The sequence below is a fragment of the Nocardia salmonicida NBRC 13393 genome (genome assembly GCF_001613085.1).
GTDB lineage: Bacteria > Actinomycetota > Actinomycetes > Mycobacteriales > Mycobacteriaceae > Nocardia > Nocardia salmonicida.
This window is the reverse complement of record NZ_BDBR01000035.1, coordinates 70,972-96,142: the sequence shown is the minus strand read 5'-3', so window position 1 is coordinate 96,142 and position 25,171 is coordinate 70,972. Positions and strand designations below refer to the sequence as shown.

Sequence of the window (25,171 nt, the reverse complement as noted above, 5' to 3'; positions counted from 1 at the left end):
GGTAATTCTGCTCGGCCATGTCGGTCGTCGGGCGGTCGTGGCGATGGGTGGCATCGGCTTCGGCTCAGCGGATCCAGTTCCGCGACGCCTCGTGATGCACTCCGAGTTGCTCGGCGAGCTTCGGGATCGTCGGCTTGGGATCGGACTCTCGATACTGCCACTGATCGACTCCTTCCGGTCCTATCGGACTACGGGTTGGAGCGATGCGTGAAAGCGGGGAACCTCAACCTGTCTGGCTGCGCAACCCGGACCAATACCATTGGGTCATCGTTTCCACGGCTTGATGTTGTCGTCACGAGGACCTCGCTCAGGGCAGTCGACAGGTCGTCGAGCGACTGCTGCACCACCGCGAGGTAAAGGTCGAGCTTGTTTGAACAATGTTGATAGAGAACCGGTTCGGTGACTTTCGCAAGCGTGCCGACAGTGGTCATGGTCGCGCCGTGGTAGCCGTGGGCGGAGAAGGCCGTCCGCGATTTTGCCTTCGTAGAATGCGGTGTCCTCGACGGATTCTGGGGCAGCCAGGGCAATTTCAGCGGCGACGTGACACGGTGGAGGGACGCGGAATCGCAACGCAATGCAGAGCGAGGTGGGCTGTCTCGGCCTTCAACCCGTGACGGTTCATTCTGCCATTAGTTCGTAGCCGGACCAGTGAGGAAGCTCATCGAGTCGCGGACCGCGCTGACTGAACCGGCCAGCGGTTCATCAGAAGATCAACGGGCGCCCAGCCACTCACGGCGGCCAGAACCTGCTGGGCTGCTGCCGGGTGGCAGATGATTGGCTGATGCTGGTGCGCACGGAAGCTATGCCGCAGATCCGGCTGACCAGCACACCCACCGTCGCGCCACCGACGAGCACCCATGCCCATTGGGGTTTCAGCGGGTTGTTGCATGGTGCCGAGCAGAGCACGAGCAATACGAGGTTAGAGCGATCGTGGGCATCCGGCGTACCGGTCGATGCCGCATCGGCGGCGGCATCGACCGTCATCGGACACCGTTCAATGCGCTGGTGAGTGCCCGGACGACTTCCGCTGCGAGCACGGCCTGACCAGCCGAGGCTAGGTGAATCCGGTCCTCGCTCAACAGGTCTGGACGCTTGTTGATGGGATGGTCCCAGGTGTCGATCAGGAGAGCGCCGTGTTCGGTGGCCAGTTGTCGGGTGATGGCGTTGACACGGCTGACCCGCTCGGCGAAGTCGGGGATCCGCGGGACCACGAAGCGCTTGACGAGGGTGAACACGGTCAGTGTCGCGCCGGTGCTCGCCGCGATCCCGTACAGCTCGCGCAGGTCGTCCTCGATGCGTTCATACGACGGTTCAGGACGAAAGATGTCATTGGCACCGGATGGCAGGTGCAGCAGGTCGGGACCGAACTCGACGATGCGCTCCGCCTGGGTCGCAACCGCCTTGCGCGTCGTCGCGCCGATTTCGGCGGTGTTGAGGTAGGCGATCGAAGGGTTCACCAACTGCAGTACGCCTCGAACACGCTCGGGCCACGGCAAGGTCCGGTAGCCCGGGCTGGGGTCACTCGTACCCGCGGACAAGCTGTCGCCGATGGACGCGAAGCGCATCCACGGCGCACCGGTGAGCAGAGCCGCTGCCGTCTCGTCGGAAAGGCAGTAGGGGTCCGTCGACTCGGTGCGGACGGGAGCGTCGATCGATGAATCAGTGGTCATGCCATCCAGACTTCTCTGCCCGATACCTGGACACGAGTGTCTGATCGGCCATCATACGTATGATTTCAGACATGAATGTTGTAGCCTTGGCGATCTCCGACGGAGTGCCCCTCTACGAGCTGGCCGCGCCGTGCGCGATCTTTGGTGCCACGGCGCCGCGCGGCATCGACGACTGGTATGACCTTCGGGTTTGCAGTCCGCCCGGCGCACGCGTCGACCGCTGGTTCGCGGCGTCGACGCCCTACACCTACGACGATCTCGTCACCGCCGACCTGGTGGTTGTTCCGGCTTGTGCCGACCTGCGGCCGCCGGAACCACTGGTGGCCGCCGTGCGCGCCGCCTATGACCGGGGAGCACGAGTGATGTCGATTTGTACCGGCGCGTTCGTTCTGGCTGCCGCGGGGATTCTCGACGGCCGCCGCGCGACCACGCACTGGATGTACGCGGACACGCTGGTACAGCGATACCCAGCGGTGACGGTCGACCCCGGCGTGCTGTACGTCGACGAGGGCAGAGTCCTCACGTCGGCGGGCAAGGCGGCCGGTCACGACCTGTGCCTGCACGTCGTGCGAAGCGACTTCGGTGCCGCGGTCGCCAACAAGATCGCCCGGCTGCTGATCGTCCCACCGCATCGCGAGGGCGGCCAAGCGCAGTACATTTCCCACCAGGTTCCGCGGCGATCCGCAGACGGACTATCACCGGTCCTCGACTGGGCACTGGCACATCTGCACGAGCCGATCACCGTGGAAGACCTCGCCAACCGCGCACACCTCGGCACCCGCACGCTGCATCGACACTTCCAGACACGACTCGGCACCAACCCCCTCGCGTGGCTGCAGCAGCAACGGGTTCGACGCGCGCAGGAACTGCTGGAACGAACCGACTTACCGATCGACACCGTCGCTGCCGAGGTCGGCCTCGGCAGCGGGGCGGTACTGCGCCGGCACTTCCGGCAGGCAATCGACACCACCCCCGACGCCTATCGGCGAACGTTCTCCGCCGTGACGTCGGCACGTGCGACCGAGTCGGGCGCAGTTTCACTCACGCGGGATGCGTCCCCCGCCCGTTAACCTTTCGCCATGGTGGCGCAGCTACCGCTCCACACCCTCGCCCTGCTCGCGCAGTCGCCACGGTCACCCTAGAAGGCCGACGTTCAGGACGCCGTTGACGTTGATGATCGCGTCGGTGACCAGGTCGCCTTCATCGACGAAACAGCCCATCGGCATGATCCCGGCGTTGTTTCTCTCGCGTAAGTTGCGGCTCCACAAGCTGATCCCGGTCGGGGTGCAGTGGCGATCGCGCGGACGCCGTCCCATTTCATTTCCGCGCACCAGCCACCTGGCGGCTGTGGTGGCCGTCCGGGCTTGGCCAGCATCGGTGCTGGCACCGAGAGACCCACACGATCAGCCTATGCCCAGACCGTCACCTTCGGAATCGACGGAGTCACCTACGAAATCGACCTGTCCGATACCAATGCCACCACGTTGCGCGACACGTTCGACCAGTGGCTCCCTTACGCCCGCCGAATCAGCCGCTCCAAGACATCCACCGGTCGACTCGCCACGAAAATTCCTGCGAGCGCACCGATTCGACGCAACGATCTCGCTGACATTCGGGCATGGGCCAGCAAGAACGGTCACACAGTGTCGACCCGCGGACGGATCTCCACCGAAGTTATCGCCGCCTACGAGGCTGCGTCTGCGTAGAGCAGAAGGTTGGTCGGCACGAAGCTGTGTGATGTTCACCGTGATACTGACGTCCCCACCTGCGGAGACCCCCGTCAGCGACACCAGTCCCGACCATCCGCCAACGGCGAGCAGCCCTGCGGTGGTTCCCTGCGGTTCGGGTGACGCGACCGGGCCGGGTACTACCGGCGCGTCGACGGAGGTTCTGAACGCTGCGGACCACTTCCACCCACCCACTGTCGATGTCACCTTCTAACTCTTTTTCGGCCACCCGGACCAGCCCCGGTTGACGCGACCTCCCGATTTCGCAACGCCGCCGCAGACACCCTCTCCACATCCACACCCGCAATGGCCTCGTGCGCACGCACGACCGCGAGCTACGTCTGTGCAGCGGCCGGCAACCTCTGATCACTCTCGGCGCCTACGTGCTGTAAATCCTCGAGTAGCACAGCACACGGGCGGCCGAATCGAGTTGGCGCTCTGGCGATTCCATACTCGATGGACCAACATGGCTCGAAACCAGATCCTTCAGTTTCCGGTAGGCATCGGCCACCGCTTGACCAGCGGTATCGGACCCCCGCCACTGCGCCTACCGCGACCGCCGCAGCCACGACTCCAGGCACCGACCCCCAGACTCACCACACCCATGACCGGCGCAGCTCTGACATTCTGACCCCGAATGAGGCTGCTAGCGTAGACCATTCGGGAGGATGAAGGCCCCCGTCACTACTCTCGGCAGGACACGCATACAAGAGGTGGGAGGGGCTCGGACGAATTCGTCCGAGCCCCTCCCACCGTGTCAGCAGCCCAAATCAGCGGTCGCGCTGATGCGCTGCTTGGCGCGCCTCATCGATGTCGGCTTCAGCGCGTGCTTTCTCCGCAGCGGCTTCCTTGCTGGCAGCCTCGCGCTGGGACTCGGCCTTGTCCTGCTGGGCCTGACCCTCTTCTTTGAGGTTGTCGTCGCCGGTAAGCGCACCAGCGGCTTCTTTGGCCTTGCCTTTGACGTCTTCGACGACGCCTTCGACGCCTTCGCGAACTCCGTTACCGTGCTCGGGCATAGTTTGACCTCTCGTCGCAAGGATGAACTGTCGTTTCCGGCATACCCCGACTCCTCCGAACCAACCAGCGTCGAATTCGGCCGCACGCTTCGCGTGATGGGCGCCGTCGGTCGTTACCCCGCGGTCGCGCCTTCTCGATGTCCGGTCATGGGCGCGGGCGGTCACTGCGTATCCGAGGAGCGCTGCCACGAGCCGCGCACCACCTCAGGACCACCACGGCCGCTGAGCTCGGCCTCGACATGTACGGCCTCGACCTCCAAGAAAGCTGGTGTAGGCGTGGACGCGCACGAGCACGGCGTCGCAGAGGTCGAGGGGGCGTGGACCGATCGAGCCTACGGGTGCCGAGCCTGGCTCGGGCCCCGCCACCGAAGTCAACAACACCATCGAGCACACAGCCGAACAGTGTCAGATCAGCGGACCGTGGCCGCAAGAGTGAACGTGTTGCGCAGTCCAGAAAGACAGACCTATCTACCCGCCGCTGCCAAGTAGAGCTTCTCGACCGCTGGCGTAGATGAAGCTGCGGGCGAATCGGCTCAGGACTACCATTTGTTGACGTGCAGTACTGTGTCGAGCGGGGCGCGTTTGGCGAGCTTGAAGTCGGTGCCCTTCGTGTAGGCAACAGGCAAGAGCACGCCCTGCCGAATACTCGGGGGAACTCCCAGCGCCTCGGCGACCTCTCGTTCGTACTCCAGATGCAGTGAGGTCCACGCAGACCCGAGGCCGCGCTCACGCAGTGCGAGCGCGAAGCTCCAGGCGGCGGGGAGCAGCGAACCCCACAGACCGGCCTGGTTCCCCTCCGGCATCTGCCCACCCGGAACGTGGATCGCACCGATCACCAGCACCGGTACCTGCTCCATCACCTCCGCCAGATAGGTCGCACTCGAAGCCACCTTCTCCGCGGTATCGGTGTCCTTCGGCGGCTTCGCCTGCCGCACGGCCGCACCCGCCGCAGCGTAGGCGGTGTAGGACTTGCGGTAGTACTCCGCCACGATCTTCTTGGGCTCGGGATCGGTCAGCACGATCCAATGCCAGCCTTGCAGGTTACTGCCCGACGGCGCCTGGAGCGCCACCTCCAATGCGTCGGTGACCACCTCCAGCGGCACCGGCCGATCCAGGTCGAGACGTTTGCGCACCGACCGGGTCGTGGTCAGTACCTCGTCAGCGGACAGGTCGAGATGCGGGAACTCGACAGTCATACGTTCTCCCATCTTGCGCTCGGTATCAGGATCGCCCCGTCATGTAGTCGACGGGGCGTATATCAAAGTATGCGAAGATCCCGTCACGGGCCTCGCCATGCCCCAGCACACCACGAATCCGACTGCCCATCCGGTCGCGGGCTCGGCGATCCGGCTGTTATCAGAAATGCGGCCCGAGGGGCAGAGAATGAGCGTGCCCCGCGATCCCCGCTCCCACCCTGCCGGCCCTGCCACGAAGAAATCGCTGTTCACCGATGCGATCGGCTCCGCAGGCCAGATCTTGCCCACGACCGCGGCGCGCTCGGGGATCGCGCTAGTGATTTCTCGATTGATTGCGACCGCCTGTAACGGGAAACCGTGAACAACAACGATATCCGGCAACCGGAGTTCACTGGTGGCCTGTCGCGGTTCTCGCTGGTCGGCGATGCCGCACGATCGCAGGAGGTGTTGCATTGTCTGTCGACCAACGCGACGGGGATGTCGCGACAGGCGCTGACAGCTCCGTCGTCGCGCATCACAGCGAGGCCGAGGCCGCCGAACGATTCGCTGTCCGCAGTGCCGCGGCGTTACTCGGCGCTATGGGCATCGGTATCGGGTTCGGGGTGCTCACCGCACTGGTCCGGACGCGGTGGGAACCGATGCAGACCGCGGATCAAACGGTCACCGACCACCTGGTCGCCGTGGTGGCGGATAACAAGGCCCTGCAAAGCATAGTCACCGGCATCACCGAACTCGGAGCGACCAGCACGCTGGTTGTGGTGCTGACCGTCGCCACCATCTGGCTGCTGCTGCGTCGTCTCCCCCGACTTGCCGTCTACGTGGTGCTCACCGCCGCGGGCGGCCTGATCCTCAACCCGGTCGTCAAAGAGCTTGTCGCACGGTTACGTCCGGTGGTGGACGAGCCCGTCTACACCACGGACGGTTGGAGCTTTCCCAGCGGACACGCGATGAGTTCACTGGTGTGTTACGGCGTTGTGCTGCTGGTCTTCACGCCCACCTGGCAGGCGGGCGCACGCCGCGCGGCGACGGTGTTCGCGGTGGGGATCGTGATCGCCATCGGGGTGAGCCGGATAGCGCTCGGCGCGCACTACCTCACCGACGTCCTCGGCGGCTGGTTGCTCGGCACATTGTGGCTCGTACTGGCAACTGTCGCCTTTCACCGATGGCGTCGCGACGCCCGGATCGACAGCACCGGCCCCCTTCCCGGCGACGTCGCCCCGGCCGAGGAAGACGACTTGCGACCGGTCCCGGTTCAGCATCCGCCCGCGCTGCCGCACCCATGGCAAGGGATCGGCGAGCTCGCGGTCGCGTGGGTCCTGCTTGTCGGTGGGCTGGTGGGAATCGGCATGCTGGTGCGCACCTTGGACACCGACACCGCTGTCCTGGGGTGGGATCACCGCGTCGTGGCGATGCTCGCCGAGCACCGTAATTCCACGCTCACGTCGATCCTCGATGTGTTCGGCGAGATCGGAAATACCATCGCGATCATCACGGTCGCTCTGATCGTCGCCGCACTCGCGGTGGGCATCGCGCGGAGCTGGCGACCGGTATTGTTCCTCGGCACGGCGCTGCTGGGCGAGATCACGCTATTCCTCACCACCGCTGCGATCGTCGACCGGGACCGGCCCCGGGTCGCACACCTCAATCCCGACCTTCCCCCCACGGCCAGTTTCCCTTCCGGGCACGTCGCCGCCGCACTGACGCTCTACGCCGGCACCGCCGCGCTGGTATGGGCCACCACACGCCGATGGCAGTACCGGGTCTTCGCAGCCGCGGCACTCCTGATTCCGGCGCTGGTAGCGGCGCAGCGACTCTATGCCGGAGCCCACCACCCCACCGACATCATCGGCTCGATCCTGCTGTCCTCGGTATGGACCGCGATCGTCTGGTGGGTCGTGCGACCCGTCTCGACCGGCGATCGGTCGGCACTCCCCCAGGCTCGGCCTGCCCGGCGCAGTTCATCCGCGAGCTGATCGTCGGCCGAATCGACCAGGGCCACCCCGACCAGCGCACGGTGACGCTGACGATGCTCTCGCGCCTGCACGACCTGCTGTCGCTGTTCACCCGCGACGGCCTGTCCAAGCTGGTGGAAGAATGCACCTACCCGCTGACCGGGCGCCGCTGCGTCGGCCGAATCTACAGCGACTACGCAATATTGGAACTCGGCGCCGCACAGGTCCGTGTCCGCGCGACCTACGGTATCTCGCTCGACGAATTACGGATCAGAACGGGAATACACTTCGCACACTGAGCACTGAGCACTTCAACCGAAACGTCAACCTCCTGATACGCGAGGCCATTACCAGCTGGCCTCGAGACTCGATCAGGTCTGCGCCACCACGGGTTCGACACCGTGTCGATCTCCGGTAGTGGGATGCTCGATGGATGAGTGTGCAGAACTTCCGGGACGTGGCCACAACCCGCTTGCGCGGGTTCGATGTTCGAGCCGTGGCGGATGTACCGGGGATGCGGCGCGCGACAGTGGTGCTGTGTGTGCTCGAACATGACGGACAGCCCTGCGTGATCGTGATCAAACGCGCCTACCGCGGCCGCAACGCCGGGCAATGGGGACTGCCCGGCGGGCGGGTCGACGGCGACGAGACCACTGTCGCAGCCGGCCTGCGCGAATTGCAGGAGGAGATCGGCCTCGATGCCTCCCCCGCAGAGGTGCTCGGCCGGCTGGACGATTTCCCCGCGGCCTCCGGTTTCGCGATCACGCCGATCGTAGTGGCGCTCGACAACCCCGGCGCCCTCTCTCCCAACCATGAGGTGCACCAGGTGCATTTCGTTGCTCTCGATCGGCTCGCCGCCGACGGGGTTCCATACTGGGCCGATCAACCGGATGGAACCCGCCTGCTGCAGATGCGACTCGGCGATGCCATGACCATCCACGCTCCGACCGGAGCGATGCTGCTGCAGTTCCGTGATGTCGTGCTCCTCGGTCAAGAGACCAGGGTCGCGGACCTGCTGCAGCCCGTTTGGACACATAGGTAGCCGGCGACGACGGATTCCACATCGGCAGGTTTCAATGAGGTCGAAGACCGGGTTGTCTGCTTGACAAGTGAGTTTCGGTGGCAGTCAGGCGGTCTCGACCATCTTTCGGAACGGCGGCGTCGGTCGAGCCTTCCAGCCCGTCGGTTGGTCAGCGCACGTTCGATTCCACTCTGACCACCGGTAAGAGAGGGCTATCGGAGGTCAGGCCGCCGGTCGACCCCCGGCGTATGGATCGATTTGCCGATCTTTCTGTCGGGCCCCTCCTAGACCCCCCAGAGAATCAACCCGAGTACCGCCCAGAAGTGGGCGCAATACGCCCAAGCCAGCTGGGCCGAATACCTTGCCGATTTCCCAAGATGACCGCCAATCTCTCACTCGACTTGGCGGACGGCCCATTGCCGGATACCGCCTGTCTTACAGCGCTTTCAGTTCCTCGGTGACAGCGAGATCGCCAGCGCCGAGTCATCTCGCCATCGACTCTCACGCTACGGCGACCGAGATCTGAACTCTGTTCTGCACACCGTTGCGATGATCCAGATCCGGATGACCGGCAGCCCCGGCCGCACCTACTACGACAAGAAGATCAGCGAAGGGAAGGCACCGAAAGAAGCCAAACGCTGCTTGAAACGACGCCTCGCCGATCGCTGTTGGCGAACCATGATCCGAGACGAAAGACAGGCAGCCCCGACCAACACTCACCCACCACGCCGATGCCGCTTGACAAATCCAGAGGTATCACGGGTTGGGGGCCGCTTCTTCCTAGTGGAAGATGGTCGTCATCATGCCGAAGCGTTATCCCCCCGAGGTTCGTGAGAAGGCCGTTCGCCTGGTCTTGGAGCGTCTGGATGAGTTCGAGTCCCCGTATGCCGCGGCCAGGGCAGCCTGAGTGGCTGGTGTGGTCATGATTGCTTCGTATTCGATCGGGGTCAATCTGCCGGGTCTGGCTTGGCGGCGGCGGCGGTGGTAGGTCCGTTCGATCCAGGTCACGATCGCGATCCTGAGCTCGTTGCGGGTGGCCCAAGCCTGGCGGTCGAGGACGTTCTTCTGCAGCAAAGCGAAGAGCCCAAGGCGCGAAAGAACTTCCGGGACCGAAACTACGACCGCTGTCGCTGTCAACAATGCAGCCGGCGACCTGCTCACCGGCCGCGCTGCGCCTGGCCGCAGCCGATGCCAGAGCATCGACCGCCAGGCGTGCCTTCATCCGCGAATCGATCGATCCGCACGCGGTCCGCGCCGCCATCGACTCACCGACGACAGCCTCGCGACCCACGATGTGAAGTCGCGTCCCATTCCATTGCCCATGGACGACGGCGCCGCAGCTGACGACCCACCCTTCGGGCACGAATACTCCACTCCGCGCCCGTGCAATCGCGCGCCAGAATCGAAACCGCTGTCGCAGAAGGCAATCGATGTCGTATCACTGCCGAACGCTCGGCGATCGAGTTGGCTCGGTACCACCGGGTGAGGCACGCGACGCTGCCGGGTACTGGTGGAACAGCAGCGGGTACCGCTCGACCACGAGGGTGGTGACATATCGGGGCTGGCTACGAAGCGCCCTACGATCCGTGGGCGGCCGACCGGCGCACATCGAAGCAGAAGGCGATGACTTCTTCGGTCGGGCCCGGTCGACGCTGGTATATGTGTCGGGCTATCCGGGCGCCGCGACGGACAACCGGCCACGACCCGGACAGGGCTTCCACGTGATGGATTCCCGGATGGGCGCTACCTGGTCACCGAACGAGGCTCTGTGATCGAGGCGCGACCGGGTGATACCGGCGATGCACGAGGGTCGTTGGTGCGGTTGATGAAATCGGCCATCGCGATCTATCGCGAGGACAACGAACCCGCCTACCGATAGACATGCATCGGCCCCTGCCCTGAGTTGCGGCAGGGGTCGATGGTGTTACTGGGCTGGGGTTCGGTGCGCCTGTTCGACGAATTGATTGGTGTAGGTGGCTTCGAGGTCGATGCGGTCTTGGACAGGGGCCACGTTGCGGGAGTATTGGCCCAGGATGCGCAGGACATTCTGGGCGCCTTCGGGTTTCATCAGGCCGTCGCCATTGAACATGCCGATCGAGTCGCGGATGGATTTGGCGTAGAGGGCGGGGTCGCTGCCGGCGTATTGGGACGGCATCTTCGCGGCGATCTCGCCGGGATTGTGGGTGTCGATCCATCGCAGGGTCTGAACGAAGGCGTTGGCCAGTTTCTGGACGATCTCCGGGTGGGCGGAGACGGTGTCGCACTTCATGTACAGCGACGAGGCAGGGTACAGGCCGCCGAGTGCGGCGCGGGTGCCTTCCTCGTTGCGCATGTCGGTGAGGATCTTCGCGTCGCCGGACTGGACCATTTTCGCCACGGTGGGGTCGGTGGTCATGCCCGCGTCGATGCCGTCGTGGTTCATGCCCGCGATGAAGGTCTGTCCCGCACCGACTTTCACCCGGGTGTAGTCGGAGGTGCTCAGGCCCTCCTGACCGGCCAGTGCCTGGGTGAGGAAGTCGGTCGACGAGCCCAGCGAGGTGACGCCGAGGTTGCGGCCGCGGAAGTCGGCGGGCGAGCGGATAGTGTCGGCGTCGGCGGTGGAGACCAATTCCACTTCGCCTGGTACGTCGGCGAATTGGACGACGGTTCGCAGGCACTGGTCCTTGGCCTGTAGGTCGATGGTGTGGTCGTAGAAGCCGACTACGGCTTGGACGTCGCCGGTGAGCAGCGCGGTTTCGGCGCTGGCGCCGGACTGTTCGCCGAGCAGCTTCACGTCGATGTCGTTGGCCTCGAACGCGCCGAGCTGCTGGGCGAGCATCGCGGGCAGGTAGATCACCTTCTCCAGACCGCCGACCATGATGGTGATCTGGGGCCTGCCGTCGGCCATCGGGATGGACCGTGAATCGCGGCAGCCGGTGGCCAGCAGCAGCGAACTGATCGCGAGCAGGGCCAGGGCGAAGGGTTTGCGGTATCTCATCGTCTACACCCCGTGACCCGACTGTGCCTGCGAGGGACGCCATTTCAGGAGGCGCCCTTCCGCGAAGCCGATCAGCGATTCCGCGATCAGGGCGACCACGGTGATGATGATCATGCCCGCGTAGATGCCTGCCGCGTCGAAGGTGCCCTGCGCATTGGAAATCAGCAGACCCAAACCCTTACTGGCACCGGCATATTCACCGACCACCGCGCCGATCAGGGCGAAGCCGAAGGCGGTGTGCAGGCTGGACAGGATCCAGGTCGTGGCGCTGGGCAGCACGATGGAGCCGAGGATCTGGCGTTTACTGGCACCCAGGATGCGGGCGTTGTTGATGACATTGCCGTCGACCTCCCTGGCACCGGTGAAGGCATTGAAGAACACGGCGAAGAACACCAGTACCACCACGGTCGCGACCTTGGAACTCAGGCCGAGGCCGAACCAGATGATGAACAGCGAGGCCAGCACGATGCGGGGAACGGCGTTGAGCGCCTTGATGAACGGGGCGAGCACGTCGGCCCAGTAGCGGCTGCGACCGAGCAAAGTGCCCAGCACTACGCCGGCGACGGTGCCGATCACGAAACCGAGCACGGCTTCCTGCACGGTGGTGAAGATCTGCAACCAGATCGACCCGAACTGCGTTCCCTCGGTGAACCATTCGACCAGCCGATCCCAGATCAGGGAGGGCTTGGAGTAGAAGAACGGGTCGATCCAGACGCTGGCGACCAGCTCCCACGAACCCAGCCACAGCACGATCAGCGCGGCCCGCAGACCCCACACGCGCAGCTTGGACTTGCGGGTCTTGGCCTTCACCCGGGCCAGGATCTGCTCCTCGGATTCAGCCTCGACCTCCGGCGCCGTCGCGGCGATCTTGGTCATCGTCTCAAGCGACACGGGTCGCTCCCTTCGTGCGAGCCGCCTCGACCTGATCGCGCAGCGTTTCCCAGATTTCCTTGTAGAGGTCGCGGAATTCCTCGGTGAGACGCACCTCTTCCACATTGCGCGGCCGTTCGAGGGTGACGCGGAAATCACCGCAGACGGTCGCGGGGCTCGCGGTCATCACCACGACCCGGTCGGCCAGGGCGATTGCCTCCTCGAGGTCGTGGGTCACGAAGATCACGGCGGCATCGGTGCCTGCCCACACGCGCAGCAGTTCGTCCTGCATGAGCTGGCGGGTCTGCACGTCGAGCGCGCTGAAGGGCTCGTCCATGAGCATGATCTCGGGTTCGTTCACCAGGGTCTGGGCCAGTGCGACGCGCTTGCGCATACCGCCGGAGAGCTGGTGCGGGTAGTAGTCCTCGAACCCCGCCAGCCCGACGATGCGCACCCATTCGGCGGCCTTCGCCTTCGCCTGTGCCTTCGACACGCCACGGAAGCGCGGGCCGAGCGCGACATTGTCGAGCACGCTGCGCCACGGCAGCACGGCATCCTGCTGGAACATGTAACCGATGCCTTCGGGGATGCCGTCAACATCCTTGCCGTGCACCAGCGTGCGCCCCGCCGAGGTGGGCTCGAGGCCCGACACCAGCGAGAGGGTGGTGGACTTGCCACAGCCGGTCGGGCCGACCACCGCGACGAATTCGCCGGGGGCAACGGTGAAATCGATGTTCTTCACCGCGGTGTGGATGCCACCGTCGGTTCCGGGAAAGCGCTTCGTCGCGCCCCGGAGTTCGATGAGTGGATTGCTCATTGCTGCTCCTGTGTCCGGCGCCGCTGGATGTGATGTGCGGCCGCTGTCGAACGGTAAGTGTTATGGGTCACAGGGGGCGCGCTTGTGCGCACAACCAGCGCAAGCGGCGATACAGACGTTGTGCGCATTGTGCTCACAGCCACCGGAGGTGCCTACACTGAGCCGGTGAGGCTGTTCCCCCGTGGCGTCCGGCTGCGGACGCAGATCGTCTTGCTGCAGGTCGCGCTGGTGGCGTTGATCCTGGGGCTGGCGTTCGGGGTGTTCGCCTATCTGAGCGATCAGCGGCTGTCGGCCGAGTACGGGCAGCGGGCGTTGGCCATCGCGCGCACGGTCGCCAGCGATCCGGTGGTGCGCGGCGAGGTCGCCCGGTACGCGGCGCTCGAGCCTGGGCCGTTGCTCCGCGCGGAGCTCGCGAGCGGGGAACTCGAGCAGACGGCCGAGGCGGCGCGGCTGCGAACCGGGGCGCTGTTCGTGGTGATCACCGATGACGCGGGGTTGCGGTTGGCGCATCCCGACCCGGCGCGGCTGGGTCAGAAGGTGAGCACAGATCCCTCGGAGGCACTGGCAGGGCGCGAGGTGGTGATTCGCGAGCACGGCACACTCGGCGACTCGGTGCGGGCGAAAGTGCCGGTGCGCGAACCCGGTTCGGATCGGGTGGTGGGCGAGGTAAGTGTCGGGATCTCCACCGAGGCGGTGAGCGATCAGCTGGTGAGCGACCTGCGCCGGGCCGCCGTCCTGGTGATGGGCGCGCTGTTCGCCGGGATCGTGGGGTCGGTGTTGCTGGCGCGGCGGTGGCACGGGTTGACGCTGGGCCTGCAGCCCGCCGAGCTGGCCGAATTGGTGCGCGAACAGGATGTGGTGCTGCACGGGATCGGAGTGGGGGTGGTCGCGGTCGATGACAGGTGGCGCACGACGGTGATCAATGACGAGGCGCGCGCCCTGCTCGGAATCGACGGGAAGAGTGGACGTTCGGTGGATTCGATCGGTCTCACGCCGCGCGTGCTCGAGGCGTTTCGCAGCGCCGACGGGCAGCCGGTGCAGGCAGCGGTCGGCGATCGGATCGTCGTGGTCACCGCCAGGATGGTCACCCGTGAGGGGCGGGCGCTGGGGGCGGTGCTCGATGTGCGCGATCGGACCGATGTGGAGTCGCTGACCCGGCAGCTGGACGCGGTGCGGTCGATGAGCACGGTGTTACGGGCACAGCGCCACGAGTTCGCCAATCGATTGCACCTGCTCAGCGGGTTGCTGCACGGCGATCGGCCCAGCGAGGCCGCGAAATACATCGACGAGCTGCTCGGGTCGGGGCCGCTCGGTGCGGCGATGCCGGGGATCGATGCGGTGCGCGATCCCTATCTGCAAGCGTTTCTCGCCGCCAAGGCTGCTCATGCCAGGGAGAACGGGGTGTCGTTGCGACTGGGGCCGAGCACCTGGGTGGACGCGAATCTTGTTGCGCCGGTGGATGTGACGACAGTGCTGGGCAATCTGCTCGACAATGCCGTCGATGCCGTGCGCGGCGTCGACCCTGCCGCCACGGGGTCGGACGTGCCCGCCGAGTTCGACGCCCGCATCTGCGATGATTCCGTGGCGAACGGTCCTGGCGCGCAGGCCGGTGCGCTCGTCGAGGTCGAGTTGGTCCAGGAGGGATCCAGCCTGCACATCACCGTCGCCGACAGCGGCCCGGGAATCGGACCGGAGTTGGTGGATTCGCTGTTCGCCGAAGGGGTTTCGACGAAATACGGTGGCAGGGTGCCTGGAGGTCGCGGGGTGGGGTTGGCGTTGTCACGGCAAGTCGCTCGGGCGCTCGGCGGCGACGTGTGGCTGGCCTCGGCCGGCGCCGCCGGTGGACAACTGAGCGGGGCGGAGTTCATCGCGCGCCTACCCGGCGTGCTCAGCGAGGGAGAAGTGGCGTGAACCGGCCCGATTTCACCGTGCTCGTGGTCGATGACGACTTCCGGGTGGCGAACATGCATGCCGGAATCGTCGGCGCGTTACCCGGATTCGCCGTCGGCGCGGTCGTCAACACCGTAGCCGCCGCCCGTCAGGCACTCGCCACGACCGCCATCGATCTCGCCTTGGTCGACGTCTATCTGCCGGATGGTTCTGGCATCGACCTGGTACGCGAATTGCACTGCGACGCGATGATGCTCACCGCTGCCACCGAATCGACCACGGTCCGCGCCGCCTCGACGGCGGGAGCGCTGGCGTATCTGGTGAAACCGTTCGATCACACCGTCCTCGCCGCCCGCCTAGCCGGCTACGCCCGTTACCGCAGAATCCTCGCCGCCCCCGAGGTGAGCGCACGCGACGTCGACGCGGCGCTCGAAGCGCTGCGACCCGTCCCTGCCACCCCGGACCGGGGATCCGCCACCGCGTCACCCACCAGGGAACTCGTACTCCGAGCGGCGCACGGGGCCACCGCCCCGATGTCGGCGGGCGAGGTCGCCACCGCCATCGGAATCTCGCGGGCCACCGCCCAGCGCTACCTCGCCGCCCTCGTCACCACCGGCGATCTACGCATGCAACTCCGCTACGGCACCACTGGCCGCCCCGAACAGGAATACTCCCCTACCCGCCGCACGCCCTGAGTGAGGCGACTCGCGCCGACACCGAGAACCCGCTGCGTGCCGAGAGGTGCGGCGGCACAAAATCAGTCGACCCGACCGTTGCTCGACAACTAGCGTTGATCTTCGCCATCACGCCGCCGTCGAAACGTCATACCGTGCTCGAAGCCGAAGCGATCGCCGCCAACCGCGCGAATTGGGACGACCGGGCCAACGTGCACGCTCCGCATTTCTGCTGGTGGACGTGCCACGATCGCTGCGCTATGTCCGACACCGGTGCCCGAGAATGCTGTTCCGAAGTCCTCGGCGCATAGTCGTTCGGCGGCGGCTGCCGCCTCGATACCTAGTGGGGTGAGGAACGCGGAGGGATCGATTTCGGGGTATTCGGCGCGCACTCCCGCCACGATATAGCTCATGAATGTGGTCAGGCAGGTGAGCGGGAGTGGGGGCAGCTCGGGACGGGCGAGGCCCAGCAGGTTCTCGATGTTCGACGGTGGTGCGGTGGCGACTGCGTCCCGGAAGTCGAGTTCGGGTGTGTACCGCGTTGCAATGTTCGCGGTAGCGAGAGCTGCTCGGCCACCTTGGGACTGGCCGACGACAGCCCAGCGCGTGGAGAGTTCGGGTGTCACCTGCCGGACCGCGCGGACGGAGTCGACGACGACGTTGCCTTCACTGCGGGCGTCGAGGTAGGCGTGGACTCCGGGGGTGCCGAGGCCGATGTAGTCGGTGGCTACGACGGCGTATCCGTTATCGATCCAGCTCGTCAGGAACATGGGGTTGCGGGCGAACAGTCCCGTCACGGACGGTGCGCAGGTGTCCGCGACGCCGGTGGTGCCGTGCGCCCAGGCGATGATCGGCCAGCAACCGGCAGGTGCGGCACCCGTCGGGACAAATGCGACGGCGGACGACTCCGCGTCGACGCCCCGGGACGTGCGCGTCGCGTAGGTGGATTCGGTACCCGATGCCGCCCCTCCACCCACTTCTCCTTCGGGTAGGCACCGGAGTCGATCACCGTGCCGACAGCGGGCTGGGCATGGGCTACCACCGTTCCGCTCTTCATCGTCAACGCCGCAAGAACAACGACTCGAAGCCTCGAGACTCTCCCCGATCCTAGATCGTTTGCGCCCTCGGCCAGGTGCCGCGGGCGATGCAGTCCGAATCCGTCAGCGAGGAGCTATCGAACCCAGGAGTCCGGTACTCCAGATCGCCGAGTTGTCCGAGCCTGCGGGGTCGTCGACCGGAACCAACCCGTTGAGCGTCACCTGTCCGCCGGTGAGGCCACGTCCGAAGTCGGGTAGCAACGTAAAGCCACACGACTGTTGGCGACTCCCCACCAGTCCTGTGACATCCTGCTGTCGGCACTGGCCGTCGGACGAGACCGTCAGCGGCGGGGAAACGCCCTCGATCGTGATGTCGAGGCGTGCAGCGAAGTCGGGTTCGGCGGGATTGCCGTAGCAGATGCTCGAGTGCGCGGCGACGGCGCCGGACGGCTCGCCCGTGACCGCACCCGTTGCCGGATCGGTGGACACGGAATGGATCTCGGTGGTGCGGACCCCGCCCGGGCACGCGGACGTTCGACCGAGGGAACGCGAATTGACCTCGCGGCCGACCGAATACTTGACCGAACCGGTCGGCTGTGGCTTCCCCGGTGCCGGGTCTGCGACCGGCGCGGTACCCGCGCCCATCGAGTAGACCGTCCACAGGGACCCCGTGCGGCCGTTGGGCAGCCGTGCCGGGTTTGCTACAGAGTTGCTGGTTGCTACTCCGCCGGTGACTCCGGTCGAGTTGGGGTCGACTGCCAGTACGCAGTCGACCCCAACTCGACCGGGTTCGCCGATGTAGAACTCGAGTCCACATGGGCCACTCATGGTCAAGTCGCCCAAGCCCGGGGCGGTCAATTTCCCCCACTGGTCGAGAAAGGCGCGACCGTCGATGGTCGGACCGTCGCAGACGTAGATGGGTCCGACGTCGCGTGCCGTCGGGTCGGTGAGGAAGCCGGTCTCGTCGTTGTTGGTGAAGGTGTATATTCGCGCGTCGAGCCGCTCGAGGACCGCGATCGAACGTGGGCTACCGAAGTACGAGTTGCACTGGGCGTTGTCGGTCGAGGAGGGGCGGAGGCCACTGTCCACGGTGCGGTACACGTGGAACGATCCAGGTCCGTCGGAGATGGTCCCGGGAACTGTGGCGGGTGCGGGTGCGATCGGGTTCGGATCGGCGCTCACTGTCCCGGTTGCGACAAGCGTCAGCGCCGCGGCGGCGGCAGCGAGCACGGTGAACGACCTTCCCGGCACGGGCGCTTCTCTCTTCTCTCGGGTTACGACAAGTTTCCGATTGAACCGTGACAGATACTTTCCGTTCAGGCGCCATTTGATAGATGCCATAGGGAACGTCGAATTCCACTGTGCGATTGGACAACTTATGGTCGATCGGACGAACTGTTTTGGTGAGCAGCGGGTTTCCGCGGACTGGAATGACTGTTACCTTCTGACGAATGTCGACAATGAGTTCCACGAAGGCGGCACGCACCGCAGCGGTTGCGCTGGCGGTGGTTGCCACTGCGGTGGGGTCGTGGGGCGCGCTCGGCGGCGGCATCTCGGCGGCGGCACCCGAAGGCACGACGCCACTCGAGTACGGGCAGACACGCGACGTCGCGTCCGTTCCCGGGCCTGGTCAGCCCGAAGGTATTGCCGTCGATCCACAGGACGGCAGTGTGTGGGCGGGGTCCAACAGGCCGTATTCGTCTGGAACACTGTGGCATTGGGATTCGGCGGGCACACTGATCGATACAGTATCGCTCGCAGGGCATGTTCCGGCGGAACACGGAATCAACGGAGTCACTCTCGATGGTGACGGACGCATCTACGCCCTGGATTACTCGGGGTCACGCGCTGTTCGAGTCGATCCCGCCACGGGCGATCAGTCCGTCTACGCAACGTTCGCGGACCTCCCACCGTGTGGCGGAGCGCCGTCGCAGCCCTGCGAACCGTCCATCGTAGACCGGCCTGCTTGGCCGAACTGGGCGACGTTCGACGAGGCAGGCAATCTGTACGTCTCGGACCTGAACCAGGCCACCATCTGGGTCGTGCCGCCAGGGGGCGGTGCGGCACAGATCTGGTACCAGAACCCGGACTTCGCGTCGATCTACAGCGTCAACGGCATGCAATTCGATGCGGCCGGTCGCTTGACCTTCGTCGTAACACTCTCTCTCGCAGCGGATATCGAGATGATTGCTCGTGGTTCGATCTACAACATCGCCGTCGAACCCGACGGATCACCCGGCGAGCTCCGTCGGATAGCGGTCACCGGATTGGGCGACGGGCTGGCAATAGGCTCGAGCGGCCGCATCTATCTGGGCAGCTCGAGCCCGCTCGACAATTCGGTTCAGGTGATCGATCCGAACCTCGGCGTGATGACGGATTCGATCCCGCACCTTCCTGAGCGCTACGCCCGATCCATTCCTTACGCGACCCCGGCGTCACTGGGTTTTCGCGGCACCTCGCTGATCCTGAGCAACCACGGGCTGTTTGCGCTCGATCCGCGCCAGTACGCGATCCTCGAACTCGGTGTCGGCGAGACAGGACTTGCGCTCAACTACCCCCGCGGGCTCGCGTAGGCGTCGGCGGGCCAGTTCTCGGCGAAACCGCACAACGTCTTCACGCTGTACCTCGGGGTTGCCGTGATGGTCGAGCTCGTCGGACTCACCCCGCTGGTATCGCATCGGCTCCGGTTCGGAGCGGTCGCAGGTCTGGCCGGTGCAACCGCGGACCTGTGGCTCGAATCGCTGTGGGTCGACGTGATATTCGTCTACCCGTGGCCGACGTCGATGTGGGCAGAGACTCGGGCGATGGCCCCGTGCCGGTCGGTGTGGTGTGCGGCCTGACGGCCAGTCTGTTCGCGCGGGCGCGTTCACCAAACCCTCTGCATCACAGACGCGCCAGAGCTAGCTGTCGGTCGCCTTCTGGTCGAATTGGATCACCTTGGCGTCGGGATCCGGCGACGCGCCGAACACATCGAGGACCCGGTTGCTGTGCTTGGCGGCGATTCGGTAGTAGCCGTGGCCCGCCGGGCCGAGCCGGAAACGCTGGTTGTTTCCATTGGTCCGGTCCCACTGCTGCACCCTGGCGCCGACGGCCGTGGATCCGCACGTGACGTCGAGCAAACGCGACGGGTTCCGGGCCCCTGCGGGGACCTTCAGCCCGAGTGGCGAACCCTACCGATGGCCCGGACGTTGCGAACCTCCGGCTGACGGAGAACAACAGAGCGGTTCTCTGGGAGGTATGCGCCCGTCACGACGCGGGCGCGGTGCGGTAGATAGCTCCGTAGCAACGCTCAACTGTCGGTCCAGCGGCGTCGGATGGGGCGCTCGCCCAAGCCTCCTGTGCGGTAGGACCGACGGTGCGTGCCAGGTCGGCCGGGTCTCAGAAAACAGTTTCTCGCTGCCAGCGTGGGGTAACCGCGCAAATGGTGCATGCCCGCGCCGACCCGATGCTGTCAACGCCGAAGGGACGAGATCGCATGAGCACATCCGACACCACGACCTTGCTGACGCAACTACGCACGGTCCTTGCATTGACTAATACCGAAATCCAGATCGCTGAAACCCGGATCGCCCAGGCCCGCACCGACGCGGTGCGCCGGGAGTTGGCCGAAAACGCCGACAACGCCCGCGTCCGCGCCGAAGCCATCGAGGCCGCCATCCGCGATCGGGGCAGTGTGCCGGAGGTCGTCGGTCCCTTCCTCGGCCGCGCCGCCGCCGCGGTCAAGGCGATGGTCGAACAGGCCCAGCCCTTCGATGAAGCCCTGCTCGGTGACCTCACCCTCGAACACCAGTTGCTCGACCGCGCCCGCTACATCAAGGCACTCGCCACCACCGCCCAGTTACCCGATGTAGTGGCGTTGGCGGATCGGTTGATCACTGCGCATTCCGCGACCGTGGACTGGCTGACCACCGTCCTGGCCGAGGACGCCCTCGGCGGGCCGGCAGCGCTGCGCCGCAGTCCGCTGCAGGCGGCTGCCGGGACGGCGGTGAAGCTGGTCAACCTACCTGTCTCCTGGTCGACACGTGGCCTGGACCGGGCACTGGACACCGTCCGCGCCACTCCACCGGCACTCGGCGGACTGTTCGCCCAAGGCGCGCGCGCAGGCGATGCCCGTCGGCTCGAACGGAGATCACGTTGTCGCGCTGGAATTTCGGTGGATACATCCGAACGGCGTCCGGTTACAGCTGCGGCACCGTGTTCCTGGAGGACACGAGTGCCGCAGGTCGCAGCCTAGCGATGATGCCGTCGAGATCCAGGGCGAACATGTCGGGCCGGAAGGTGTGACCGCCGGGCAACTCGTGCCATTCGTGCGGTATGTCCGCGTCGCGCAGGCGTGCCCGGAACTCCCGCTGGCCCGCGAGCACCTGGGTCTCGTTCACGCTGTCGAACCAGTTGAGCGGATCCGGGCTGGTGCCCGCAGCCAAGAAGATCCGCTTGTTGCGGTAGCGTTCGATCTGTTCGATCGGATTGTCCGCGCTGACCCTGGCCTGGTTCCAGAACGGTGCGCCGTAGATCGTGCCGCCCGCCAGGTCCATTGCCGCCGAGGACACGTTCGCCCAATGCGCGACCAGGCCGAAGTCGCGACGTAGACTTGCCGGGCCGGAGTGGCTGCTGACCGAGGCGAAGTGGCCGTAGTACTTGGCCGCGTACTTCAGCGCGCCGAAGCCACCCATGGAGAATCCCGCGACCGCGCGACCGTCGTATTCGGCGTAGGTTCGGAAGTTCGCTTCGATCCAGGGGAGCAACTGGGCGATGTGGAACGTCTCCCAGTTGCGCGGGCCGACGAACGAACTGACCGGGTTGGAATACCAGCCAGCGTGCCCCCCATCGGGCATCACGACGATGATCGGCTTACCGGCGGTCAGATCGCGGATACCCAGCAGGTCGAATGTGCGGAAGTCCTGGTCGCTGCCTCCTCCGTGGAACAGGTAGAGGACGGGATAGGTGTCTGCGCTGGTGTGGTAGTCCTCGGGCAGCAGGACGTTGACTCCGGGGTTCCAGCCGATCGCCGCCGTGTGGAAGCGGTAGTACCACATGCGAGGGTCGTTCTCGTTGCGGTCCACGATCGACAACCCGAACCCGTCGCTGCGCCCGACGAATATAGCCAGTGTGTCACCGGTGTCGATGCGGTCGGGGTCGGTGATGGCATTGGCGGTGGCGATCAGTGGTGAGATCGCGGCATCGCCGTAGAAGCGGAGTGCGATCTGCGACAGCGTGTCTCCCGCGAGGACTTCGTATCTCGTGAGATCGGGAATGATCAGCTGTCGGCCCGCGTCCATGTGGTCGGGGTCGGTGATGGCATTGGCGGTGGCGATCAGTGGTGAGATCGCGGCGTCGCCGTAGAAGCGGAGTGCGATCTGCGACAGCGTGTCTCCCGCGAGGACTTCGTATCTCGTGTAATCGGGGATGATCAGTTGTCGGCCCGCGTCCATGTGGTCGGGGTCGGTGATGCCGCTGGCGGTGGCGATCAGGGAATGTAGTTCAGCGTCTCCGTAGAAGCGCAACGCCAACATCGGCAGTGTCTCCCCGGTGACCACGGTGTGCGTTCTGACCATTCGACTCACCCCTTTGATAGCAATTGGCTCTAGTGTCCGCTTCTGGAGATTCGCTGTCCAGTACCTCGGCCGACTTGGTGGTGGAGGGGAAAGTTGTTGCAGCGGAATGCGTTTTCGCGGCCCTGGGTTCATTCCGACCCGTCGGCTGCGTTGGGTTCGGGGATACGTCGGCCGACGACCGCAGGGCCGTCGCCCCGTTCGCTGAAACCAGCCGTGTCCTGGCCGATCTGGCGGGAGGTCACGCGGACCGGTCCTGGGGCAAAAGGATTCGTGAATACACTCGCCCGCGTGTGTTGATCCTCGACGACGGGACTGCTGCATGGATAGGTGACAACCTGACCTGCCCCAACCCGCGAGATGGGGCAGGTCACCGCTGTCACCGGATCGTGCAGCAGTCCCCAGTGCCTTGGGAGCGGTAGATGTACCCGCGTTCCTCGAGCCGGATCAGCGCCTCACGGACAGCCGGGCGACTTTTACCGGTCGCCGAGGCGATGTCGGGCTCGCTCGCCGCAGCGCTCCGTGATCGGTGGATCGCCCACGGCCCGACCGCACTGCTCGACGGAATCGGCGCTCCCTGGTCTGTTCCACCGACCTCGCAATAGTGGAAATGGGCTGGGTGCGTACACGAAGGCGCGTGATGTCGCCAGGCGGGCGACGATTTTCGTCAGGTGACCTCCGGGATGGGCGTGGCGTATCCGTCGGCCTGGACGTCCCCGCTGGGCCGTAGACCCTCAGAATGATGTAGGAAGCCCTTCTTGGCCATCAGCCGGTCATCGTTCCCAAGGAGGGTGAAGGACCCGAACTCGCCCACATCAGGTGCCGTGAACTGCAACCGATAACGTTCGCCCCAAGGGTGGAGGATTCGCCCAGCCGCGCCTGCACCTGGTGTCAACCATCGCCTGTAGTTCTGGCCTCATGTTGTTTCCTTTCAACTCGGAGAGATCCCGGTCACGGTCAGAGCCTGCTACGGCAGATGTAGGTTGCTCCCGCCGACCGGCCTCCCATCTCGACGGCGAGCCGTCTCACACCAGGTGTCTCGTGTCGGACATGACAGATTTACAGTCGGACATCGGAATGCCATCGGCGCGTCACCACAACGTCAAAGTTCAAGGTGCACAATGGATTCCGCCCCCAGCACCGAATGGAAGTCCACACCCCATACTGGACTCGGCGTCGCGTTCCGATCCGAGCTCGTTTCCAGCGCTTGCGTCGGCCACGGGATGCCGCGTGCCTCCGCCGCCGGGTGCACCACACCCGCAGCTCGGAGGTCACTGTGTTCGAATCATGTTGTTCCCCTCATGAATCCGCCCATCTGCTCCGTGCTCGGTACGGGCTACCCGTGGAACTGTTCGCCGATCGGCTGTACCTGACCACCGGACACGACGTGGAAGCGATCGTCGTGCCCAGCGGACTGAGCGAACAGGTCCGCGCCCGACTCGCCCATCTCCCACAGGCCACACCCGCCATCATCGACCCCCGCAACCGCTACTGCACCTTCCTGACCTCACAGCCGATGCCTTATCACACTGTGCCCCAGCCGATTCAGCGCCAACTGGCACTTCATGGCGTCACTGTTCCGCAGCCTGGAACCCGTGTCATGCTGCCCCGTTCCGACGATCAGTTCGGCTGGCATTGGGCCTGCGAACCCACACCAGGCCGACTGCGCCTAACGCAGCGAACGCTGGTACTGAGCGCCATCCGCCTGTCGATACTCGAAGGTGCGGACGTTGTTCCGGCATGAGCACGCGACGGCGCATACGCGACTGCCCGATTGGCACGAACTGCTGGCGACGTTCGGTGGCAACCGCAGCGAACAGCCCGGCGCTCATCCGATGCTCCGCTCGGCACGCACGCTGGCAGAACTCCACCACGATCGCCGCGAACAACCCACGCGAGCAGCCGCGATCGGTTGCCGTAGAAGCGACCTCATCGCGACCATCGATGGCTGGCCGCACAGGCACCTGACGAGTCGTACTGCGCGCACCGATCGGCGCTCGGGGGTATCTGAGGTTCCCCGCTGAGCATTTGGTCTTGCCAGCAGCAAGCCAGCGTTGGAGATAGGCGCGGGTGCCAGCGTCGGTCCGCATGCGCGTCAGCACGATCGTGTGGATTGCCCTGTTCAGCTGACGGTCGCCGCCTCGGCTGAGTCGATGCCGGGTGGCATTTTCCGATGATGCTGAAATTGGTGCATTCCCAGCAATTTTGGCCAGCGCAGCCTCGCTTCTGATCCGGCCGGGGTGCGGAGTGCCATCCCCAACGCAGCCGGGCATCTGTCCTGGCGGGCGCTACGCTGGTCACGAGGTCTCCGGTATTCGGTTCGTCTTGGTAAACAAACCATCTACCGGAGACCTCACGCATCTACAGGCAACGACACGCGAAACCCCAACGCCCACAAGCGACTACGGGTCAGCGGCGCCGAGTTCAACTACTTCCTGAACACGGCCTAGTCGAAGCGCGGGTGAACGCAGGGTTGTAGCGATCACGGCGACAGACGTGGCGATCCCGAAACTGCGGCCGGGTAGCTACTTCTCGGACTGACTGCTCGAACGCCGCAAACGCACTGAACCGGCCCTCACCAGCGTGGTGGCGACCTACTATCGGCTCGGGGTGCGGGCGGCCGTATGCGCCGCCGCCTCGGCAGCCGCACGGCGGCGCGTGCACGGCGTGCTCGCCCAGCCTGCCGACGGGTCGGGGACACCGCTCCGCTGAGACGGAGTCGCCGTTTGCGGCCATAATCGTGCCTACGTGCGCACCCGAGAGGGGGTCGGA

General features: G+C 65.3%; 22 protein-coding genes and 6 pseudogenes. 13 read left to right on the top strand and 15 right to left on the bottom strand.

What is annotated here, in order from left to right; translation table 11 throughout:
* Positions 1-188: 188 nt before the first annotated feature.
* The 3 genes from NS1_RS39430 to NS1_RS28225 all read right to left on the bottom strand — a co-directional run bounded on the left by NS1_RS39430 (position 189) and on the right by NS1_RS28225 (position 1,670).
* Positions 189-527, bottom strand: a complete 339-nt coding sequence (locus tag NS1_RS39430; protein WP_255284726.1) for a TetR/AcrR family transcriptional regulator — start codon at positions 525-527, stop codon at positions 189-191.
* Positions 528-729: 202 nt separating this feature from the next.
* Positions 730-984: a hypothetical protein gene (locus NS1_RS28230; RefSeq protein ID WP_062989347.1), complete on the bottom strand. Its 255-nt coding sequence runs from the start codon at positions 982-984 to the stop codon at positions 730-732.
* Positions 981-1,670, bottom strand: a complete 690-nt coding sequence (locus NS1_RS28225) for an SGNH/GDSL hydrolase family protein (protein WP_062989345.1) — start codon at positions 1,668-1,670, stop codon at positions 981-983. Before NS1_RS28225 ends, NS1_RS28230 begins: the two co-directional genes overlap by 4 nt.
* Before the next feature lie 71 nt (positions 1,671-1,741).
* Between NS1_RS28225 and NS1_RS28220 the strand changes: the two genes are divergently transcribed.
* A complete protein-coding gene (locus NS1_RS28220) occupies positions 1,742-2,740 on the top strand; it encodes a helix-turn-helix domain-containing protein (RefSeq protein WP_062989343.1) in 999 nt (332 codons plus the stop codon).
* Positions 2,741-2,803: 63 nt separating this feature from the next.
* Here the strand turns inward: NS1_RS28220 and NS1_RS28215 are convergent, their stop codons facing one another.
* On the bottom strand, positions 2,804-2,986 hold the full coding sequence (locus tag NS1_RS28215) for a hypothetical protein (RefSeq protein WP_062989340.1): 183 nt from the start codon (positions 2,984-2,986) through the stop codon (positions 2,804-2,806).
* On the opposite strand from NS1_RS28215, the gene NS1_RS28210 reads away from it, so the two are divergent.
* Complete coding sequence (locus NS1_RS28210; RefSeq protein WP_303753114.1) at positions 2,960-3,376, top strand: histone-like nucleoid-structuring protein Lsr2; 417 nt, start codon at positions 2,960-2,962, stop codon at positions 3,374-3,376. The genes NS1_RS28215 and NS1_RS28210 overlap by 27 nt on opposite strands.
* A 791-nt stretch (positions 3,377-4,167) precedes the next feature.
* Here the strand turns inward: NS1_RS28210 and mbp1 are convergent.
* Both mbp1 and NS1_RS28200 read right to left on the bottom strand, forming a co-directional pair.
* Positions 4,168-4,413, bottom strand: a complete 246-nt coding sequence (gene mbp1 / locus NS1_RS28205) for a microaggregate-binding protein 1 (RefSeq protein WP_062989336.1) — start codon at positions 4,411-4,413, stop codon at positions 4,168-4,170.
* Positions 4,414-4,952: 539 nt separating this feature from the next.
* On the bottom strand, positions 4,953-5,609 hold the full coding sequence (locus NS1_RS28200; RefSeq protein ID WP_062989334.1) for a nitroreductase family protein: 657 nt from the start codon (positions 5,607-5,609) through the stop codon (positions 4,953-4,955).
* Positions 5,610-6,061: 452 nt separating this feature from the next.
* Here NS1_RS28200 and NS1_RS28190 point away from each other — a divergent pair, with 452 nt between their 5' ends.
* The 4 genes and pseudogenes from NS1_RS28190 to NS1_RS42665 all read left to right on the top strand — a co-directional run.
* A complete protein-coding gene (locus NS1_RS28190; protein WP_062989329.1) occupies positions 6,062-7,582 on the top strand; it encodes a phosphatase PAP2 family protein in 1,521 nt (506 codons plus the stop codon).
* Between the two features lie 41 nt (positions 7,583-7,623).
* Entirely contained in the window at positions 7,624-7,860 is a 237-nt protein-coding gene (locus NS1_RS41005) for a hypothetical protein (RefSeq protein ID WP_169812849.1), read from the top strand.
* A 134-nt stretch (positions 7,861-7,994) separates the two neighbouring features.
* On the top strand, positions 7,995-8,603 hold the full coding sequence (locus NS1_RS28180) for an NUDIX hydrolase (protein ID WP_062989325.1): 609 nt from the start codon (positions 7,995-7,997) through the stop codon (positions 8,601-8,603).
* A gap of 444 nt (positions 8,604-9,047) precedes the next feature.
* Positions 9,048-9,281: pseudogene (locus NS1_RS42665) on the top strand (transposase); the annotation flags it as partial.
* Between the two features lie 201 nt (positions 9,282-9,482).
* Here NS1_RS42665 and NS1_RS42535 read toward each other — a convergent pair.
* The 4 genes and pseudogenes from NS1_RS42535 to NS1_RS28150 form a co-directional block, all read right to left on the bottom strand.
* Positions 9,483-9,819: pseudogene (locus NS1_RS42535) on the bottom strand (IS3 family transposase); the annotation flags it as partial.
* A 687-nt stretch (positions 9,820-10,506) separates the two neighbouring features.
* On the bottom strand, positions 10,507-11,559 hold the full coding sequence (locus NS1_RS28160; RefSeq protein WP_062989317.1) for an ABC transporter substrate-binding protein: 1,053 nt from the start codon (positions 11,557-11,559) through the stop codon (positions 10,507-10,509).
* A gap of 3 nt (positions 11,560-11,562) precedes the next feature.
* A complete protein-coding gene (locus tag NS1_RS28155) occupies positions 11,563-12,450 on the bottom strand; it encodes an ABC transporter permease (RefSeq protein ID WP_062989315.1) in 888 nt (295 codons plus the stop codon).
* On the bottom strand, positions 12,440-13,246 hold the full coding sequence (locus NS1_RS28150) for an ABC transporter ATP-binding protein (protein ID WP_062989313.1): 807 nt from the start codon (positions 13,244-13,246) through the stop codon (positions 12,440-12,442). Before NS1_RS28150 ends, NS1_RS28155 begins: the two co-directional genes overlap by 11 nt.
* Before the next feature lie 165 nt (positions 13,247-13,411).
* Here NS1_RS28150 and NS1_RS28145 point away from each other — a divergent pair, with 165 nt between their 5' ends.
* Together NS1_RS28145 and NS1_RS28140 are read left to right on the top strand one after the other, a co-directional pair.
* The gene (locus tag NS1_RS28145; RefSeq protein WP_255284725.1) at positions 13,412-15,157 is read left to right on the top strand and encodes an ATP-binding protein; all 1,746 of its coding nucleotides are present in this window, start codon (positions 13,412-13,414) and stop codon (positions 15,155-15,157) included.
* Complete coding sequence (locus NS1_RS28140) at positions 15,154-15,831, top strand: response regulator (RefSeq protein WP_157125422.1); 678 nt, start codon at positions 15,154-15,156, stop codon at positions 15,829-15,831. The genes NS1_RS28145 and NS1_RS28140 overlap by 4 nt, the downstream gene beginning before the upstream one ends.
* A gap of 89 nt (positions 15,832-15,920) precedes the next feature.
* Here NS1_RS28140 and NS1_RS28135 read toward each other — a convergent pair whose 3' ends face one another.
* The gene (locus NS1_RS28135; RefSeq protein ID WP_062989311.1) at positions 15,921-16,787 is read right to left on the bottom strand and encodes a lipase family protein; all 867 of its coding nucleotides are present in this window, start codon (positions 16,785-16,787) and stop codon (positions 15,921-15,923) included.
* A gap of 183 nt (positions 16,788-16,970) precedes the next feature.
* On the bottom strand, positions 16,971-18,098 hold the full coding sequence (locus tag NS1_RS28130) for a hypothetical protein (protein WP_062989309.1): 1,128 nt from the start codon (positions 18,096-18,098) through the stop codon (positions 16,971-16,973).
* A gap of 866 nt (positions 18,099-18,964) precedes the next feature.
* Here NS1_RS28130 and NS1_RS40350 point away from each other — a divergent pair.
* The gene (locus NS1_RS40350; RefSeq protein WP_157125421.1) at positions 18,965-19,420 is read left to right on the top strand and encodes an SMP-30/gluconolactonase/LRE family protein; all 456 of its coding nucleotides are present in this window, start codon (positions 18,965-18,967) and stop codon (positions 19,418-19,420) included.
* A 327-nt stretch (positions 19,421-19,747) separates the two neighbouring features.
* Here NS1_RS40350 and NS1_RS39420 read toward each other — a convergent pair whose 3' ends face one another.
* Positions 19,748-19,966 (bottom strand): RICIN domain-containing protein, encoded by a 219-nt coding sequence (locus NS1_RS39420; protein WP_169812848.1) that lies wholly within the window; start codon positions 19,964-19,966, stop codon positions 19,748-19,750.
* 356 nt (positions 19,967-20,322) lie between these two features.
* Between NS1_RS39420 and NS1_RS28115 the strand changes: the two are divergent.
* Positions 20,323-21,018 (top strand): annotated as a pseudogene (locus tag NS1_RS28115) (ferritin-like domain-containing protein); the annotation flags it as partial.
* Positions 21,019-21,025: 7 nt separating this feature from the next.
* Here the strand turns inward: NS1_RS28115 and NS1_RS28110 are convergent.
* Entirely contained in the window at positions 21,026-22,402 is a 1,377-nt protein-coding gene (locus NS1_RS28110) for an alpha/beta hydrolase-fold protein (RefSeq protein ID WP_062989303.1), read from the bottom strand.
* Between the two features lie 197 nt (positions 22,403-22,599).
* On the opposite strand from NS1_RS28110, the pseudogene NS1_RS39415 reads away from it, so the two are divergent.
* Both NS1_RS39415 and NS1_RS41900 read left to right on the top strand, forming a co-directional pair.
* Positions 22,600-22,710 (top strand): annotated as a pseudogene (locus NS1_RS39415) (ATP-binding protein); the annotation flags it as partial.
* A 1,031-nt stretch (positions 22,711-23,741) separates the two neighbouring features.
* Positions 23,742-24,143, top strand: coding sequence for a hypothetical protein (locus tag NS1_RS41900; RefSeq protein ID WP_062989301.1), 402 nt, complete (start codon positions 23,742-23,744; stop codon positions 24,141-24,143).
* A gap of 325 nt (positions 24,144-24,468) precedes the next feature.
* Here the strand turns inward: NS1_RS41900 and NS1_RS41895 are convergent.
* Positions 24,469-24,672, bottom strand: a pseudogene (locus NS1_RS41895) (transposase); the annotation flags it as partial.
* Positions 24,673-24,892: 220 nt separating this feature from the next.
* Between NS1_RS41895 and NS1_RS41205 the strand changes: the two are divergent.
* Positions 24,893-25,012: pseudogene (locus NS1_RS41205) on the top strand (transposase); the annotation flags it as partial.
* Positions 25,013-25,171 lie beyond the last annotated feature (159 nt).